General features: G+C 38.4%; 13 protein-coding genes. 9 read left to right on the top strand and 4 right to left on the bottom strand.

Annotation, left to right across the window (positions count from 1 at the left end; genetic code table 11):
- The first annotated feature begins 330 nt into the window (after positions 1-330).
- Together AB3I42_RS08065 and rlmN are read left to right on the top strand one after the other, a co-directional pair.
- Positions 331-2,772, top strand: coding sequence for a DNA translocase FtsK (locus AB3I42_RS08065; RefSeq protein ID WP_181914328.1), 2,442 nt, complete (start codon positions 331-333; stop codon positions 2,770-2,772).
- A 250-nt stretch (positions 2,773-3,022) separates the two neighbouring features.
- A complete protein-coding gene (rlmN, locus tag AB3I42_RS08060) occupies positions 3,023-4,096 on the top strand; it encodes a 23S rRNA (adenine(2503)-C(2))-methyltransferase RlmN (RefSeq protein ID WP_368022423.1) in 1,074 nt (357 codons plus the stop codon).
- Between the two features lie 96 nt (positions 4,097-4,192).
- Here the strand turns inward: rlmN and AB3I42_RS08055 are convergent, their stop codons facing one another.
- Positions 4,193-4,348 carry a hypothetical protein gene (locus AB3I42_RS08055; protein WP_010737152.1) on the bottom strand — a complete coding sequence of 52 codons (156 nt, stop codon included), beginning with the start codon at positions 4,346-4,348 and terminating at the stop codon, positions 4,193-4,195.
- A 1,020-nt stretch (positions 4,349-5,368) separates the two neighbouring features.
- Here AB3I42_RS08055 and AB3I42_RS08050 point away from each other — a divergent pair.
- Positions 5,369-5,917: an aminoglycoside N-acetyltransferase AAC(6')-Iid gene (locus AB3I42_RS08050; RefSeq protein ID WP_010720790.1), complete on the top strand. Its 549-nt coding sequence runs from the start codon at positions 5,369-5,371 to the stop codon at positions 5,915-5,917.
- A gap of 353 nt (positions 5,918-6,270) precedes the next feature.
- Complete coding sequence (locus tag AB3I42_RS08045; protein ID WP_010737154.1) at positions 6,271-7,935, top strand: peptide ABC transporter substrate-binding protein; 1,665 nt, start codon at positions 6,271-6,273, stop codon at positions 7,933-7,935.
- Between the two features lie 79 nt (positions 7,936-8,014).
- On the opposite strand, the gene AB3I42_RS08040 is transcribed toward AB3I42_RS08045, so the two are convergent.
- Positions 8,015-8,359, bottom strand: a complete 345-nt coding sequence (locus AB3I42_RS08040) for a DUF3899 domain-containing protein (RefSeq protein WP_010720788.1) — start codon at positions 8,357-8,359, stop codon at positions 8,015-8,017.
- Positions 8,360-8,442: 83 nt separating this feature from the next.
- Here AB3I42_RS08040 and opp3b point away from each other — a divergent pair, with 83 nt between their 5' ends.
- The 5 genes from opp3b to AB3I42_RS08015 are packed head-to-tail and all read left to right on the top strand — an operon-like array spanning position 8,443 to position 13,462.
- On the top strand, positions 8,443-9,384 hold the full coding sequence (gene opp3b, locus AB3I42_RS08035) for an oligopeptide ABC transporter permease (RefSeq protein ID WP_010720787.1): 942 nt from the start codon (positions 8,443-8,445) through the stop codon (positions 9,382-9,384).
- Positions 9,385-10,428, top strand: a complete 1,044-nt coding sequence (locus AB3I42_RS08030; protein WP_010737155.1) for an ABC transporter permease — start codon at positions 9,385-9,387, stop codon at positions 10,426-10,428.
- Between the two features lie 5 nt (positions 10,429-10,433).
- Entirely contained in the window at positions 10,434-11,510 is a 1,077-nt protein-coding gene (locus AB3I42_RS08025; protein WP_010737156.1) for an ABC transporter ATP-binding protein, read from the top strand.
- On the top strand, positions 11,485-12,441 hold the full coding sequence (locus AB3I42_RS08020) for an ABC transporter ATP-binding protein (protein ID WP_010720784.1): 957 nt from the start codon (positions 11,485-11,487) through the stop codon (positions 12,439-12,441). The genes AB3I42_RS08025 and AB3I42_RS08020 overlap by 26 nt, the downstream gene beginning before the upstream one ends.
- Positions 12,442-12,454: 13 nt before the next feature.
- Entirely contained in the window at positions 12,455-13,462 is a 1,008-nt protein-coding gene (locus AB3I42_RS08015; RefSeq protein ID WP_368022422.1) for an RNA-guided endonuclease TnpB family protein, read from the top strand.
- Between the two features lie 310 nt (positions 13,463-13,772).
- Here AB3I42_RS08015 and AB3I42_RS08010 read toward each other — a convergent pair whose 3' ends face one another.
- Together AB3I42_RS08010 and AB3I42_RS08005 are read right to left on the bottom strand one after the other, a co-directional pair.
- Positions 13,773-14,594 (bottom strand): NUDIX hydrolase, encoded by an 822-nt coding sequence (locus AB3I42_RS08010; RefSeq protein ID WP_010737158.1) that lies wholly within the window; start codon positions 14,592-14,594, stop codon positions 13,773-13,775.
- A gap of 102 nt (positions 14,595-14,696) precedes the next feature.
- Positions 14,697-14,975 (bottom strand): hypothetical protein, encoded by a 279-nt coding sequence (locus AB3I42_RS08005; protein WP_010720781.1) that lies wholly within the window; start codon positions 14,973-14,975, stop codon positions 14,697-14,699.
- Between the last annotated feature and the right edge of the window lie 265 nt (positions 14,976-15,240).

Genomic DNA, 15,240 nt, shown 5'->3' with positions numbered 1-15,240 from the left:
CGTTCAGGGAAATAAAGCGTAATCGCTTTTTTCTAAAAATAGAAGCAGTGAGGATAAAACTTTCCAGCTTCATTGAGTTCACTGAATGAACCAAATGAATTGAATGAACCGAAATTCCCAAAAACTTTCTTGGTTTTTGTGGAATTTCGGTTTTTTTATCATAGTTTCTCGATAGGGGTGCAGGATCTAGCCATTGGTTATTTGAAAAAGTTTCTTAAAGTATTTGGCATAAATACAGTGTTCGAAAAGAAAAACTTTAAACTTAGAAACAAAACTTTTGTTCCCTCGCTTTTTTTTGTATAATGGAACTTGATGAAATGAGGGATAAAAATGGCAAAGAAAAAACGTCCTGCAAAGAAAAAGAAAAAGACGAAAAAGCAACAACAGCAGCAGGAACAACTTCTTGCGATCAGTATCGGATTTGCATTGATCTTATTTGCCGTATTTGGCTTTTTAAAACTAGGTTTTTTAGGTATTTTAGTGGCAAATGGTTTTCGGATCATTGCAGGGAACACTTATCAGCTTCTCTGTATATTATTAGCTATTTTAGGTTTTTGGGTCGTTGTAAAAAATACCGATTTTAAAATCGGTAAAAGCCGTCGGTGGTTTGGAGGCATTCTTTTTTACTTAGGAATTCTTCTCTTTTTACATGCCCATCTATTCGGAAAACTCCATAGTGGCGAACCAAACATTCTAGGAACCACTTGGGATCTGTTAGCAAGTGACATCCAGCATGCTCGAGTCAGCAGTAATGTTGGTGGTGGGATGGTTGGAGCAGCACTCTATAATTTTACGTATTTCTTGATTGCTCAACCTGGTAGTTACTTTGTTGCCATTTTATTATTAATAAGTGGTGCAATTTTATTTAGCAATATCGAAGGCTATCAATTAGTCAATAGCTTGCAAGTGATGGGAGAACGAATGCAAGAACTGCTGGAAGGAGATCCTGCAAAGCAAGCGAAGAAACAAGCGGCGAAAGAAGAACGGCAAAAGCAACGAGCGAAAGCACGAGAAGAGAAAAAATTAGCAGCAAAAGAAGCGGCAGAAGCTGAGATTGCTGAGCTGGAAAAACGTCGTTCCGCTGAACAACAAGCAAAGTCTGCGCCTTCTTATGAAAAAATAGCAGATGATGAACCCGAACAACTCAGTTTTGTACCGATCGATAGTTTTCAAGGAACTGTCCCATCTGCGACAATGGATATGCCAAAAACAGAGCCAACGGTCACAACGCCTACTGCATCTGAACCGTTAGAACCAGAGAGCTTAGAAGATGATGGGACAGCATTAGAATTTGAAATCGAAGCAGAGCAGGAAAATCAAGATTATGAATTACCGTCAATCGATTTACTCGATTCAGTAAAAACGACGGATCAAAGTGACGAGTATAAAAAAATCGAGAAAAATATCGGAGTCTTGGAACAAACTTTTCAAAGTTTTGGCGTAGATGCGAAAGTCGTCAAAGCAAGTTTAGGACCCTCTGTGACAAAATTTGAAGTCCAACCAGCAGTGGGTGTCAAAGTAAGTAAAATCGTCAGTTTAACGGATGACATTGCATTAGCATTAGCGGCTAAAGATGTTCGGATGGAAGCACCGATCCCAGGTAAATCATTGATCGGAATCGAAGTACCGAATAGCAAGATCAGCATGGTGTCATTTAGAGAAATCATCGAAGCGCAACCCAATCATCCAGATAAGCTGTTAGAAGTGCCATTAGGAAGAGATGTTTCTGGGCGAGTCCAAACCGCAGACCTTTCTAAAATGCCTCACTTATTAGTAGCCGGATCGACAGGTAGTGGGAAATCGGTAGCAATCAATGGGATCATTACCAGCATTTTGATGCGAGCAAAACCCCATGAAGTCAAATTGATGATGATTGACCCCAAAATGGTGGAATTGAACATGTACAATGGGATTCCTCATCTTTTGACGCCAGTTGTGACTAACCCGAGAAAAGCTGCTCAAGCGTTGCAGAAAGTCGTTCAAGAAATGGAAGAACGTTATGAAAAATTCGCTGCTACTGGTGTTAGAAATATCACTGGTTATAATGAATTTGTCCAACAAAAAAACTTGGAAAATGGAACGAAACATCCTACCTTACCATTTATCGTGGTGATCGTGGATGAATTAGCTGACTTGATGATGGTTGCCAGCAATGAAGTCGAAGATGCTATTATTCGTTTGGCCCAAATGGCACGGGCAGCGGGAATCCATATGATTTTAGCGACCCAACGTCCAAGTGTGGATGTTATCACAGGGATCATCAAAGCAAATGTTCCTTCTCGTATGGCATTTGCAGTCTCTAGTGGAACGGACTCACGTACGATCATTGACTCCAATGGTGCGGAAAAGCTTCTCGGACGTGGGGATATGCTCTTCTTGCCAATGGGTGAAAACAAACCGATACGGGTTCAAGGTGCGTTTATTTCTGACCACGAAGTAGAACGAGTGGTCAACTTTGTAACAGATCAACAAGAAGCACATTATGAAGAAAAAATGATGCCTTCTGATGAAGTAGAATCAGGCGGTACCGCAGAACAACCACAAGATGAATTATTTGAAGAAGCTAAAGCACTTGTCATTGAAATGCAGACAGCAAGTATTTCATTATTGCAAAGAAGATTTAGAATTGGTTATAATCGGGCAGCACGCTTAGTCGATGAATTAGAAGCACATGGCGTAGTAGGACCTTCAGAAGGAAGTAAGCCAAGAAAAGTCTTCATTGAGCAAGTCGAAGAACCAATGGATATGATGCCAACGGATCACGAAACATAGAAAAAGTGCGTATGTGCTTGTCAGTTCTAACAATGAAACCGAAGAAACGCCAAAAGTAATTTTGGGTGTTCTTCGGTTTTTTTGTGAGATTGATCACTTATTCATAAAAATCAAAAAAACGATAGCTAAAAAAGGAGGAGCATTCATAAACAGCCTAAGATTTGGTATCTTTGCTTTGTGAACTATTGCATTAGTTGTTAGAATCAGTTATAGTATGTAGCGATACTTTGAAAAAAAGAGGGAAACGATTTTGGAAAAACAATCCATTTATGGTTTAACAATCGAAGAATTAACCAATTGGTTTTTAGAAAACGGCGAAAAAAAATTCCGTGCCGCCCAAGTGTGGGAATGGCTTTATCAAAAGCGTGTCAAAGACTTCTCCGAAATGACCAACTTGTCAAAAAACTTGATAACAAAGTTAACGGATCAGTTTGTGATCAATCCGTTAAAACAAATAGTGGTTCAAGAAGCAACGGATGGCACAGTCAAATATCTATTTGAATTACCAGATAAAAATATGATCGAAACAGTCTTGATGAGACAAGAATATGGATTATCTGTATGTGTGACGACACAAGTCGGCTGTAATATTGGTTGTACTTTTTGTGCAAGTGGTCTGTTAAAAAAGAATCGAGATTTGACAGCTGGAGAAATCGTGGCACAGATCATGATGGTTCAACACTATTTTGATGAACGACAAGAAGGAGAAAGAGTGTCCCATGTGGTTGTGATGGGCATTGGCGAACCGTTCGACAATTATGATAATGTCATGAACTTCTTACACATCATCAATGATGCCAAAGGGTTGGCAATTGGCGCACGACACATTACTGTTTCAACAAGTGGTTTGGCAAATAAGATCAAAGAATTTGCTGATAATGGGTTGCAAGTCAATTTAGCGATCTCATTACATGCACCAAATAACGAGATTCGGACCTTCATCATGCGGATCAATCGGAGTTTCCCAATTGAGAAATTGATGGCTGCAGTAGATGAATATCTTGAAAAAACCAATCGACGAATCACGTTTGAATACATCATGTTGAATCAAGTCAATGATCGTCCGGAGCATGCACAACAATTAGCGGATCTACTAAAAGACAAAAAGAAATTAACGTATGTGAATTTGATCCCTTATAATCCAGTCAGTGAACATGACCAATACTCTCGAAGTCCTAAAGCAGATGTGCTGAAATTTTATGATGTATTGAAAAAGAATGGTATCAATTGCGTGATCCGTAAAGAACACGGTACAGATATCGACGCTGCGTGTGGTCAATTACGGAGTAAACAAATGAAAAAAGAAAAAGCAACGACTAAATAGCATTAGCTAATATCCAGCATCCATGGAGAAGAAACAACAAAGACGACAAAGCCTTGTGCTTTGTCGTCTTTTGCTGATTTTTCTTAAAACCTCAATTTACTGTTTGTTCTTGCGGTTCATCCCAATGCCATACAATATCCATGAGAGAACGAAACAAGATAATCCATACAGAATATCTTTTGTCACGTTCAAGACAGCAAGACTTGAGATGATTGATAATGATAAAAATAGTAATAGTTTCCGATCTTTCATAAGACTTCTCCATTATTTAGTAATTCTGCATACATTCTGATACGTTTAATCATTGAATCCTTTTTTATGCAAGTGAGGGGATTGAATGGAAACTAATGTTCCTAATCTGTCCCATTCGTTAGTGACTCATTGCATGATTGTTTGTAAAGGGTTGTTATTGATCCTAATCATAATACTATTTATTTAGCCATGGATGAAAAAGCTATTTGTTAACGATTGGAGTCTATTAGTAAATTAATAATTTTTATAAGAAATGATAGTTCATCAATTTATTCTTGAAATGTCAGTTAGCACAGCTGTTTCAAAAAATTCTTTCTTATTGTCATCGGAGCTACCCGATGTTTTCACAACCTCTGATTCACGGCGTTCAAGAAGCAACTCCTCAGCAATAAGCGATGATTTTCTAAAATATGAGAAGCTATTTTAAAAAATCCTCTCTTATTCGCTCGGAGCTGAACGCTTCTTTCACGACCTTATCCACGGCGTTCAAAGAGCTGCCCTTCGGTATTAAGTCAAAAAATCTCAAAACATGAAAAGCTGTTTCGAGATTTTCATCCTTAATACTCAGGGCAAACCGCTCTTTTCACGACCTCTTTCTCTAAACGGTGTTCAAACATCAGCTCCTTGAAATAAGCCTGAATTTTTCAAAATATGAGAAGCTATTTTAAAAAATTCTTTCTTATTGTCATCGGAGCTACCCGATGTTTTCACGACCTCTGATTCACGGCGTTCAAAAAGCAACTCCTCAGCAATAAGCGATGATTTTCTAAAATATGAGAAGCTATTTTAAAAAATCCTCTCTTATTCGCTCGGAGCTGAACGCTTCTTTCACGACCTTACCCACGGCGTTCAAAGAGCTGCCCTTCGGTATTAAGTCAAAAAATCTCAAAACATGAAAAGCTGTTTCGAGATTTTCATCCTTAATACTCAGGGCAGACCGCTCTTTTCACGACCTTAAGCATAAACTTTTCTTTTTTCTTTCTAGTACTGCTAAAATAGGCAGAAAAGGGAGGGATAGCGATGATTATCAGTGAGTTTGATCGTGAGAATATTGTCTTGCGAGATCAGCTTGCAGATCTTTTAAGATTGACTTGGCCTGATGAGTATGGAACAGAGCCGATGAAAGAAGTCGAACAGTTGATGGCTCCAGAACGGATTGCTGTATCGGCGATTGAAGGGGAGGAATTGGTCGGTTTTGTTGGAGCGATCCCTCAATATGGCAAAACAGGGTGGGAGTTACATCCTTTGGTAGTAGCAAGCACACATCGCAAACAACAAATCGGGACACGATTGGTTTCCTACCTGGAAAAAGAAGTCGCTTCATATGGTGGCCTGGTCATCTATCTAGGGACAGATGATGTTGAAGGACAAACAAATTTAGTTGAAACGGATTTATTTGAAGATACCTTTGCAAAGTTACAAGAAATCAAAAATATCAATCATCATCCCTATACATTTTATGAGAAACTTGGCTATCAGATCATCGGTGTGATCCCAGATGCGAATGGGTGGAACCAGCCTGATATTTGGTTAGCAAAACGAGTGGCCAAACGAGAGCCAACGGAATAAATTAAGACACTAATATTAGAGAAATGAACGATCCATTTTGTTCTCTAGTATTAGTGTTTTTTTGTTAGAATAAAAAATTATAATCTTTTTATGAGCTAAATCCGAACATTATAGCTGTTTTTACGATTTATTTTTTTTTGATGAAAATTATTTTATTTTTTTATCAAGTAGAAATAAAACCTTATAAAATAAGTGTATTTTCAGAAAAGAACAATAAATATTTCACTATAATGACATTATTTTAAAAAAAACCGAGAAAAAAGTATTGCTTTTTTAATAATTATTCATTAAACTCTTAAACAACTCAGAAAAAACTAATTATTCTGAAAATTTCGACAAAAGGGGTACGGGAAATGAAAAAGAAATGGGCATTTAGTGTTGTAGCCTTGAGTGGGCTGGTACTTGCAGGCTGTTATGGCGGAAGTGCAAATACAAAAAGTAGTAATTCAGCGAGTGGCAACTCTACAGATGGAGGCGGAGTATTCAATTTAGTCGTACCTCAAGAAATGCCAACAGCAGATTTATCGTTAGCAACGGATACAATTAGTTTCACTGCACTAAATAATGTGTATGAGGGAATCTATCGTTTAGATAAGGATAGTAAACCACAACCAGCTGGAGCGAGTGAACTGGCAGAAGTCAGTGAAGATGGGTTGACTTACAAGATCAAATTGCGTGAAGACGCTAAATGGTCCAATGGTGATCCAGTAGTTGCGGCTGATTATGTCTATGGTTGGCAACGTACAGTGGATGCTGCCACAGCTTCTGAATATGCGTATCTTTTTGCTCCAGTAGCGAATGCAGAAGAAATCACAGCAGGCAAAAAAGATAAATCAGAATTAGGAATCAAAGCAGTAGGCGATCATGAATTAGAAATCACATTAACGAAACAAACGCCATACTTCCAATATTTACTTGCTTTCCCATCATTCTTCCCGCAAAAACAATCAGTGGTGGAAGAAAACGGTGATGCTTACGCTTCAGCAAGCGATAAAGCAGTATACAATGGACCGTTTACCTTAACAGATTTTGACGGACCAGGGACAGATACTGAATGGTCATACAAGAAAAATGATAATTATTGGGATAAAGATGCAGTGAAGTTATCTGAAATCAAAGTTAGCGTGGTCAAAGAATCTTCTACAGCGTTGAATCTCTTTAAAGACGGACAAGCAGATGACGTCATCCTTTCAGGGGAACTCGCTCAACAAAATGCGAATGATCCAGCTTATACGTCAGTCAAAGAAGCACGTACGAGCTATATTGAGTTGAACCAACGTGAAGCTGATTCACCATTTAAAAATGTCAACTTAAGAAAAGCTATTTCATACTCAATCAATCGTGATGCGTTAGTGAAACAAGTTCTAGGAGATGGCTCGGTTGTGTCAACTGGCTTGATCCCAGCGGACATGTCTAAAAATCCAGAAACAAATGAAGATTTTGCGAAAGAAGCAGGCAAACTTGTTTCTTACGATAAAGATAAAGCAAAAGAATATTGGGAAAAAGCGAAAAAAGAACTTGGCATTGATTCCCTTGAATTCAATTTGATGGCTTCAGATGATGATGCATCGAAAAAAGTGATCGAGTATATCCAAAACTCAATCCAAGAAAATTTAGATGGCGTAAAAGTTAAACCAACACCAGTCCCATTCTCCGTTCGTTTAGACCGTTCGTCTTCAGGTGATTTTGATACTGTATTAGGCGGTTGGGCAGCGGACTATGCTGATCCAAGCAGCTTTACGGACCTATTTGTTGCAGGTAACTCTTATAACCGTGGGCAATGGAGTAATGCGGACTACGACAAAGTAGTAGATGACTCAGGGAATAAAGATGCGGGCGATGAGCAAGCACGTTGGGCGGATCTACAAGAAGCAACTAAAATCATGGCAGATGATATGGGTGTGATCCCAGTTTATCAAAAAGCTGAAGGACACTTAGTCAATGAAAAAATCAAAGGAATTGTCCATCACGCTGCAGGAGCTTCATGGGATTACAAATGGACTTATGTAGAAGAATAGGCAAACATTAAGACAAAAAAAGCGGACTAGAGATTAAGGCAGTTGTCTTAATCTCTCTCCACTTTTTAAAGGTTACGTATCATAGAAACGAAAAAATCACCAGCACGATAGAAAGAGCAAGCAAGATTCCGGCAATGATCAGCCAAAAGGTATACATACCATAGCTGGCAGACGAGAGTGAAGAAAATTCTGGTTTTTTCTTGCGGTTTCTTGTTCGGGCTAAATAGATCGATCGTTGAAAATGATCAAAGAAACCCGAGGAAAAAACCCATAAAAATCCGCCGATAATCAAAAACGGCATCGCACATAAAAATAAATCATTTGATAATTGAGTGAGTGTTAGTTGATGATTCAAACTATTTTTTACAATAATCAGGAGAATCAAGACACCAGCAATCAGGTAGGGAAGAGACTTCTTTTTCATCAGTTTGCTCCTTTATCTTTGGTTCATTCATTAATAATGTAGCGAAACATTTGTCAGAAGTCAAAAGCTAGGGGGAAACATTAGTGAATAGTTATCTAAAATATGTATTGAAACGTGTCTTCTTTATGGCCATTACGCTTTGGTTGATTGCCACAATCACGTTCTTCTTAATGCAATTATTACCAGGAACACCTTATACCAACCAAGAGCGCTTGAGTCCTGAAACGATCGCTATGTTGAATCAACAAGTTGGACTGGATAAACCTGTGATCGTCCAATATGGTATTTACTTGTCAAATTTACTTCAAGGAGATTTCGGTATCTCTTTCCAATTTAAAAATCAGCCTGTTGCTCATTTATTAGCTGGTAGAGTAGGTCCTTCATTACAACTAGGACTACAAGCGATTATTTTTGGAACAGTGATCGGTACGATCTTAGGAACGATTTCAGCAATGAAGCAAAACACTTGGGCAGACACTTCTTCCACGTTGGTTGCTATTTTGGGTCGCTCGATCCCTAACTTTGTTTTTGCAGTCTTATTACAATATATTTTTGCGATCCGTTTGCATGTACTGCCGATTGCTAAATGGGACGGCTTCATTTATACGATCCTTCCAACCATTGCATTGGCTATGTCACCTTTAGCCGATTCAGCTCGTTTTATCCGAACAGAAATGGTCGAAGTATTACACAGCGATTATGTGGAATTAGCGAGAGCCAAAGGATTAAGCCGTTGGGAGATCGCCTTTAAACATGGTCTTCGTAATAGTTTGATCCCGTTAATGACATTGTTAGGACCGTTAGCAGTTGCTTTGATGACTGGTTCGTTAGTAGTCGAAAACATTTTTGCCATCCCCGGTATTGGTGAGCAATTCGTTAAATCGATCACGACGAATGATTATCCAACGATCATGGCAGTAACGATCCTTTACTCATTTATGTTGATCTTTGTGATTTTAGTCGTTGACCTGCTGTATGGTTTAGTTGATCCAAGAATCCGTGTTTCAGAAGGGAGTCGAAGCTAGATGGAACTGATACCAAAACGTTATGAAACAATAGCAGATATTCCTGCAGATAAATTTCTTCCGCTACAAAAAAACACTGAAGAAGAACGAGAACAAATTGCAGCTCCATCGCTAAATTTCATTCAAGATTCTTGGCGACGTTTAAAGAAAAACAAAGCTGCAGTCGTTTCGATGATTTTACTATCAGTGATCATTTTGATCTCGATCGTTACGATCTTTGTTTCGCCACACAACCCAACAGCACAAAATATTGATTACATCAATCTACCCCCACGTATTCCAGGGTTAAATATCGATGGATTGAATGGAAAAGCGATGGTTGGTGGTGAGTTAGTCGATAAATATGCCCAAGCAAATGTTCCAGCAAATGTGAATTTCTTTTTAGGAACGGATGGTCTAGGACGTGATGTATTAAGTCGTCTATTCATGGGAACACGAATTTCCTTACTGATCGCTTTTATTGCTGCATTATTAGATGTGACGATCGGTGTTGCTTATGGGCTGATTTCTGGTCTGCTAGGCGGACGAATCGACAACGGGATGCAACGTTTCTTAGAGATCTTATCTGGGATTCCTAATCTGGTAGTCATGATTTTAATGTTGGTTGTTTTTGAACCAGGTATTTTTTCCATCGTGGCAGCAATGGCGATCACGAACTGGATTCCGATGGCTCGTATCGTTCGAGCGCAAACCCTGAAACTGAAAGATCAAGAATATGTGTTAGCTGGTATGACATTAGGTGAATCGAAATTGAAAATTGCCTTCAAACACATTTTACCGAACATTTCCAGTGTAATCATTATTCAAATGATGTTTAGTATTCCATCGGCAATTTTCTTTGAAGCCTTTTTAAGTTTCATTGGTTTGGGGCTAACGCCACCATCTGCTTCATTGGGAACAATGCTGAGTGATGGCTATAAAACTTTCTTGTACCTGCCATATCTATTATGGATCCCTGCGGCAACGTTGTCTGTTATCATGATCGGCTTCAATTTACTAGCGGACGGATTACGTGATGCCTTTGACCCTAAAATGAAAGAGTGAGGAATATGACAAAAGTTCTTGAAGTTAAAAATTTGCAAATCTCATTTGATACGTACGCTGGGAAAGTCCGAGCGATCCGCGGTGTCAATTTTCATTTAAACAAAGGCGAGACTCTAGCAATTGTTGGAGAATCTGGTAGTGGGAAATCAGTCACTACCAGAAGTATCATGAGATTGTTATCAAGTAATGCTACGATCGATTCGGGCGAGATTTTATTCAAAGGAAAAAATATTGTCGATCAATCAGAAAAAGCCATGCAAAAAATTCGTGGGAAAGAAATCGCAATGATTTTCCAAGATCCAATGACTTCTCTCGATCCTACGATGACGATTGGGAAACAAGTGGCGGAATCCTTGCGAAAACACAATAAAGTTTCGAAAAAAGAAGGACAAAAAGCAGCATTGGAATTACTAAACTTAGTCGGGATTCCTGAGGCTGAAAAACGGATCAACAGTTATCCTCACCAATTTTCAGGAGGACAACGGCAACGGATCGTCATTGCGATTGCGTTGATCTGTTACCCGGAGATCTTGATCGCTGATGAACCAACAACTGCATTAGATGTTACGATTCAAGCCCAGATTTTAGAACTGCTAAAAGAAATCCAAACGAAAATCGATACCTCGATTATCTTCATCACACATGACTTAGGTGTAGTAGCAAATGTAGCGGATCGGGTAGCGGTGATGTATGGCGGAAAGATCGTTGAAGTGGGTACCTCGGAAGAAATTTTTTATCATCCGCAACATCCTTACACTTGGGGCTTGTTAGGTTCGATGCCAACCTTAGATAGTGCGAATGAACGACTTTATGCGATCCCAGGTTCACCACCTGATTTATTGAATCCACCTAAAGGCGATGCCTTTTATCCACGGAATGAATATGCCTTGCAGATTGATGCAGAAGAAGAACCACCATTTTTTGAATTATCAAAAACACATCAAGCAGCAACTTGGCTTTTAGCACCTCAAGCACCAAAAGTAGAGCCACCTGAAGAAATCAAACGTCGTTGGGCGATTTTTGAAGAAAAGCAAAAAGCGAATGGAGGGATGACGAATGCCAAAAAAACTGCTAGAGGTTAATGGTCTAAAACAATATTTCAATATTGGAAAGAAAAATGAAGTTCATGCAGTCAATGATATTAGCTTTCATATTTATGAAGGAGAAACCTTTGGCTTAGTTGGTGAATCAGGTAGTGGTAAATCAACCACTGGGCGGACAGTCATTCGCTTAAATGAACCGACCGATGGCGAGATTTTCTTTGATGGAAAAGATGTCACCAAGCTAAAAGGAAAACAAGAAATGGCTAAGTTTCGCCGTGAGGTTCAGATGATCTTCCAAGACCCTTATGCATCATTGAATCCCCGAATGAAAGTTCGTGACATCATTGCAGAAGGGATCGATGTCAATGGATTGGTCAAGTCTCCTGAAGAACGTTCAGAAAAAGTAGATGAGCTTCTTCGAACGGTAGGATTGAATCCGAGCCATGGTACACGTTACCCTCATGAATTTTCAGGAGGACAACGACAACGGATCGGTATTGCACGTGCCTTAGCAGTTAATCCTCGTTTTATTATTTGTGATGAGCCGATTTCGGCTTTAGACGTATCGATTCAAGCGCAAGTGGTCAATTTATTACAGGATCTGCAAAAACAACAACAACTAACGTACTTATTCATTGCTCATGATTTATCCATGGTCAAACATATCAGTGATCGGATCGGTGTCATGCACAACGGTCGTTTATTGGAAATGGGAACAAGTGATGAGATTTACCATCATGGCGTTCATCCTTATACGGAAAGTTTATTATCTGCAATTCCACTACCAGATCCCGATCATGAAAGACAGCGGAAAAGAATCAAGTATCAACCAGAACCAGAAGATGGGCAAAAACGGACATTAAGAGAAATTGCCCCAGAGCATTTTGTCTATGCGACAGAGCAAGAAGTGGCTTATTACGCAAAAAAATTGAAACGGCAAAAAGAAGCGAGCTTACTTGTGACGTCTTAGGAGGTAAGTGCTGATGCTAAAAGCCTTTAAATTCCGAATTTATCCCACGACTTCACAAAAGCAATGGTTTGTTCAAAATTTTGGCTGTGTTCGTTTTACGTATAACCACTTACTAAAAGCCCGTCAGGAAAGCTATGCTAAAACAGGTGTCATCGATTATACACTGACTCCTGCTTCTTTAAAAAAGCAATATGATTTTTTAAAAAAAGCAGACAGCTTAGCGCTTGCGAATGCACAACTAAATCTAGATCGTGCGTTTCGTAATTATTTTAAAAAACGTGCCAGTTTTCCAAAATTGAAAAATAAAAAAAGTATGTGGCAGTCTTATACAACAAATAATCAAAAAGGCACAATTTATTTGAAAGATAAGTATCTAAAACTGCCAAAACAGAAAGAACTCATTCAGGTAAACCTCCATCGACCAATCGAAGGAGAGATTCGTTCAGCAACGATCTCCTCACGTTATAATGAAGCTTTTTATGTTTCTTTACTCTGTGAGGTTTCAGCGAAAGAAATAACAGAGTCTCGTCGTTGGATCGGTGTGGCTTATGATCCGCAAAAACTAATCGAGACATCCTCTCCAGTTGATGTACCATTACCATTGTTGAAAAAAACTGAAAAAGAAATGCAGCTGGCTAAGAGAAAATTAGGGATTAAGGGACGGGCAGCTCAGAAACGAAAAGCTCGTTTGGAACGATCGAAGAACTATCAAAAACAAAAGCGTAAAGTAATGGATCTTTATTTAAAACAAAAATTTCAAAAAGAAAATTATTTGGAACAGTTATCTGGCAAATTGATTCGTTATTATGATTATTTGTTTGTAGAAGCTGTCCCTAATGAAACTTTCTTGTCAGACTTCTCACTTCAAGATTGGTATAAATTAGTGACTAAGCTGAGGTATAAAGCAAACTGGTATAATAAAACGTTGATTTTGATCAATATGAATGAACAAACCGATCCTTTAGTGATTAAAAAAAGTCTAGAACTAGAAAAAATCGGGAAACAAGTGGTTTTTGAATAAATGAACTGGTAGGAGCGCTAGGGATCGCCTTGTTGATAAAAAACACTTGCTGTTTTTGTTTCTAGGAATTTTCTTCTCAAGAAAAGCTCACTAATTATGATAAACCAAACAAGGAGGTAATGACCTTTCTGGCTAACCTCTAAAATAAGCCGAAGAATACCAAAAGCATTGCTTTTGTGTAATTCTTCGGCTTATTTATGAGAAGTATTTATCTATCAGATGGTCATTAATGGGTGATTGCTCAGGTATTAATGATTGCAGAAAAATCCAATAAAAATCTTTGGTATTTCAGGTTTCTGAAATCTTCACCTTATTCATAGTTTCCAGGTTTCAACTGATAAATCTTGGATGGACGCCCGATTCCTACTGGTCGTTCACCAATTTCATCAAAGTATTGCAGCATCGCTTTTTTGAAATTTGAATGATCAATCATTTTAAAATCGATCCCTAAAAATTTGGCAAATACTTTTCGGGCTTCTGTGATCGTAAAATCTTTACCTAATACTTGTAAGACTTGTGGTTCATGTTCCATTTTATTTGTCACTCGATTAAATGCTTTCGTAATGATCTCACTATGGTCAAATGCTAAAGTATCTTTGCCAGAAGATTCACTTGTCAGTAAATCTAAAGAAATAGCAACTTCATCACTCGTTAGATGGATTTTGTTTCCTTGGCGTGTCAAGGTAAACCATCGGACTTCTTCTGCATCGTCACCAGCAATCAACGGTTCTTCACCAATAAAAGCCAAGTAACTGACAGTTACGACCCAGCCTCGAGGGTCTCGGTTCGGTGTGCTGAAGGTGTGTAGCTGCTCAATATTTTCCTGAGAAATCACGACACCCGTTTCCTCTTTGGTTTCACGTAAGACACTTTCACCAGTGGATTCATTCTTTTGGACAAAACCACCTGGTAAAGCCCATGAATTTCGGTAGGGATGCCCTTTTCTTTGGATCAGTAAAATTTTTAACTGGTCTTCTTCCTTGTTGTAACACATCAACACGATATCAACAGTCAAAGAAGGTTTGTCATATTCTGGGCGTTCTTGCTTTTGATACCAGTCAAGAAAATCAGCTTCACTTGCTTCATGTTCATAATATAACTTTTCCTCTTCTTTAGAAGCAAATTGTTTCATCTTTTAACCTCCTGATGACGTTCTTGTTTAAATATACTTTTATCTTATTTTAGCAGACTCCAAAAAAAAACCAAAGTTTTCCTTGGAGAAAGACTTCTATACTTAGATAGGGAATAAAAACGGTAGGAGTAAATTGAACAAGAAGAAAAGTAAATAGATCAGTAACAGTTTTCTATTTTCTTCACGAAGCGTTACATATCCACAAAAAATGATATAAAAATTGAGAACAAAACGAAAAACTTGGGTAAATAAAAGAAACTGATTCAAGCTTCCTTGGAGGTTAAAATAACCATATAATCGTATATAAAAATAGCTGAACAGCCAGTGTAACACTGAAAGCAGTGCGATACTGATTGTAAAATAAAGATGTTTTTTTTGCATAAAATTTCAGCCTTTCTTGGACAATGAACTGTCTATTAGTCGTAAACATAAACAACCTATTTCAGATCCACTTGCTTTTGGGTTGTTATAAAAAGGTTTATTTAGAAGGGAGAACGATGTATTCTTCCTATAAGCAGCTATTAAGTCGAAGCTATGTTTCGTCAAAATAAAACAACGGAACTGCTACAAGATTCCGTGACATTGTGAGAGATAACCTACATGTAAACATGCTGCTTACTAAAAACGAAACTTACTGATTCCTAGG

It is taken from the genome of Enterococcus sp. C53, assembly GCF_040887425.1.
Classification (GTDB): domain Bacteria; phylum Bacillota; class Bacilli; order Lactobacillales; family Enterococcaceae; genus Enterococcus_B; species Enterococcus_B hirae.
The sequence above is the reverse complement of the archived record's forward strand: the minus strand, read 5'-3'. Positions and strand labels throughout refer to the sequence as shown.

Excerpts from the sequence above, each read along its gene's own strand:
- AB3I42_RS08020 (WP_010720784.1), top strand. The coding sequence starts at position 11,485 with ATGCCAAAAAAACTGCTAGAGGTTAATGGTCTAAAACAATATTTCAAT.
- AB3I42_RS08010 (WP_010737158.1), bottom strand. The coding sequence starts at position 14,594 with ATGAAACAATTTGCTTCTAAAGAAGAGGAAAAGTTATATTATGAACAT.
- AB3I42_RS08030 (WP_010737155.1), top strand. The coding sequence starts at position 9,385 with ATGGAACTGATACCAAAACGTTATGAAACAATAGCAGATATTCCTGCA.
- AB3I42_RS08040 (WP_010720788.1), bottom strand. The coding sequence starts at position 8,359 with ATGAAAAAGAAGTCTCTTCCCTACCTGATTGCTGGTGTCTTGATTCTC.
- AB3I42_RS08055 (WP_010737152.1), bottom strand. The coding sequence starts at position 4,348 with ATGAAAGATCGGAAACTATTACTATTTTTATCATTATCAATCATCTCA.
- AB3I42_RS08045 (WP_010737154.1), top strand. The coding sequence starts at position 6,271 with ATGAAAAAGAAATGGGCATTTAGTGTTGTAGCCTTGAGTGGGCTGGTA.
- AB3I42_RS08025 (WP_010737156.1), top strand. The coding sequence starts at position 10,434 with ATGACAAAAGTTCTTGAAGTTAAAAATTTGCAAATCTCATTTGATACG.
- AB3I42_RS08050 (WP_010720790.1), top strand. The coding sequence starts at position 5,369 with ATGATTATCAGTGAGTTTGATCGTGAGAATATTGTCTTGCGAGATCAG.
- AB3I42_RS08005 (WP_010720781.1), bottom strand. The coding sequence starts at position 14,975 with ATGCAAAAAAAACATCTTTATTTTACAATCAGTATCGCACTGCTTTCA.
- AB3I42_RS08015 (WP_368022422.1), top strand. The coding sequence starts at position 12,455 with ATGCTAAAAGCCTTTAAATTCCGAATTTATCCCACGACTTCACAAAAG.
- AB3I42_RS08065 (WP_181914328.1), top strand. The coding sequence starts at position 331 with ATGGCAAAGAAAAAACGTCCTGCAAAGAAAAAGAAAAAGACGAAAAAG.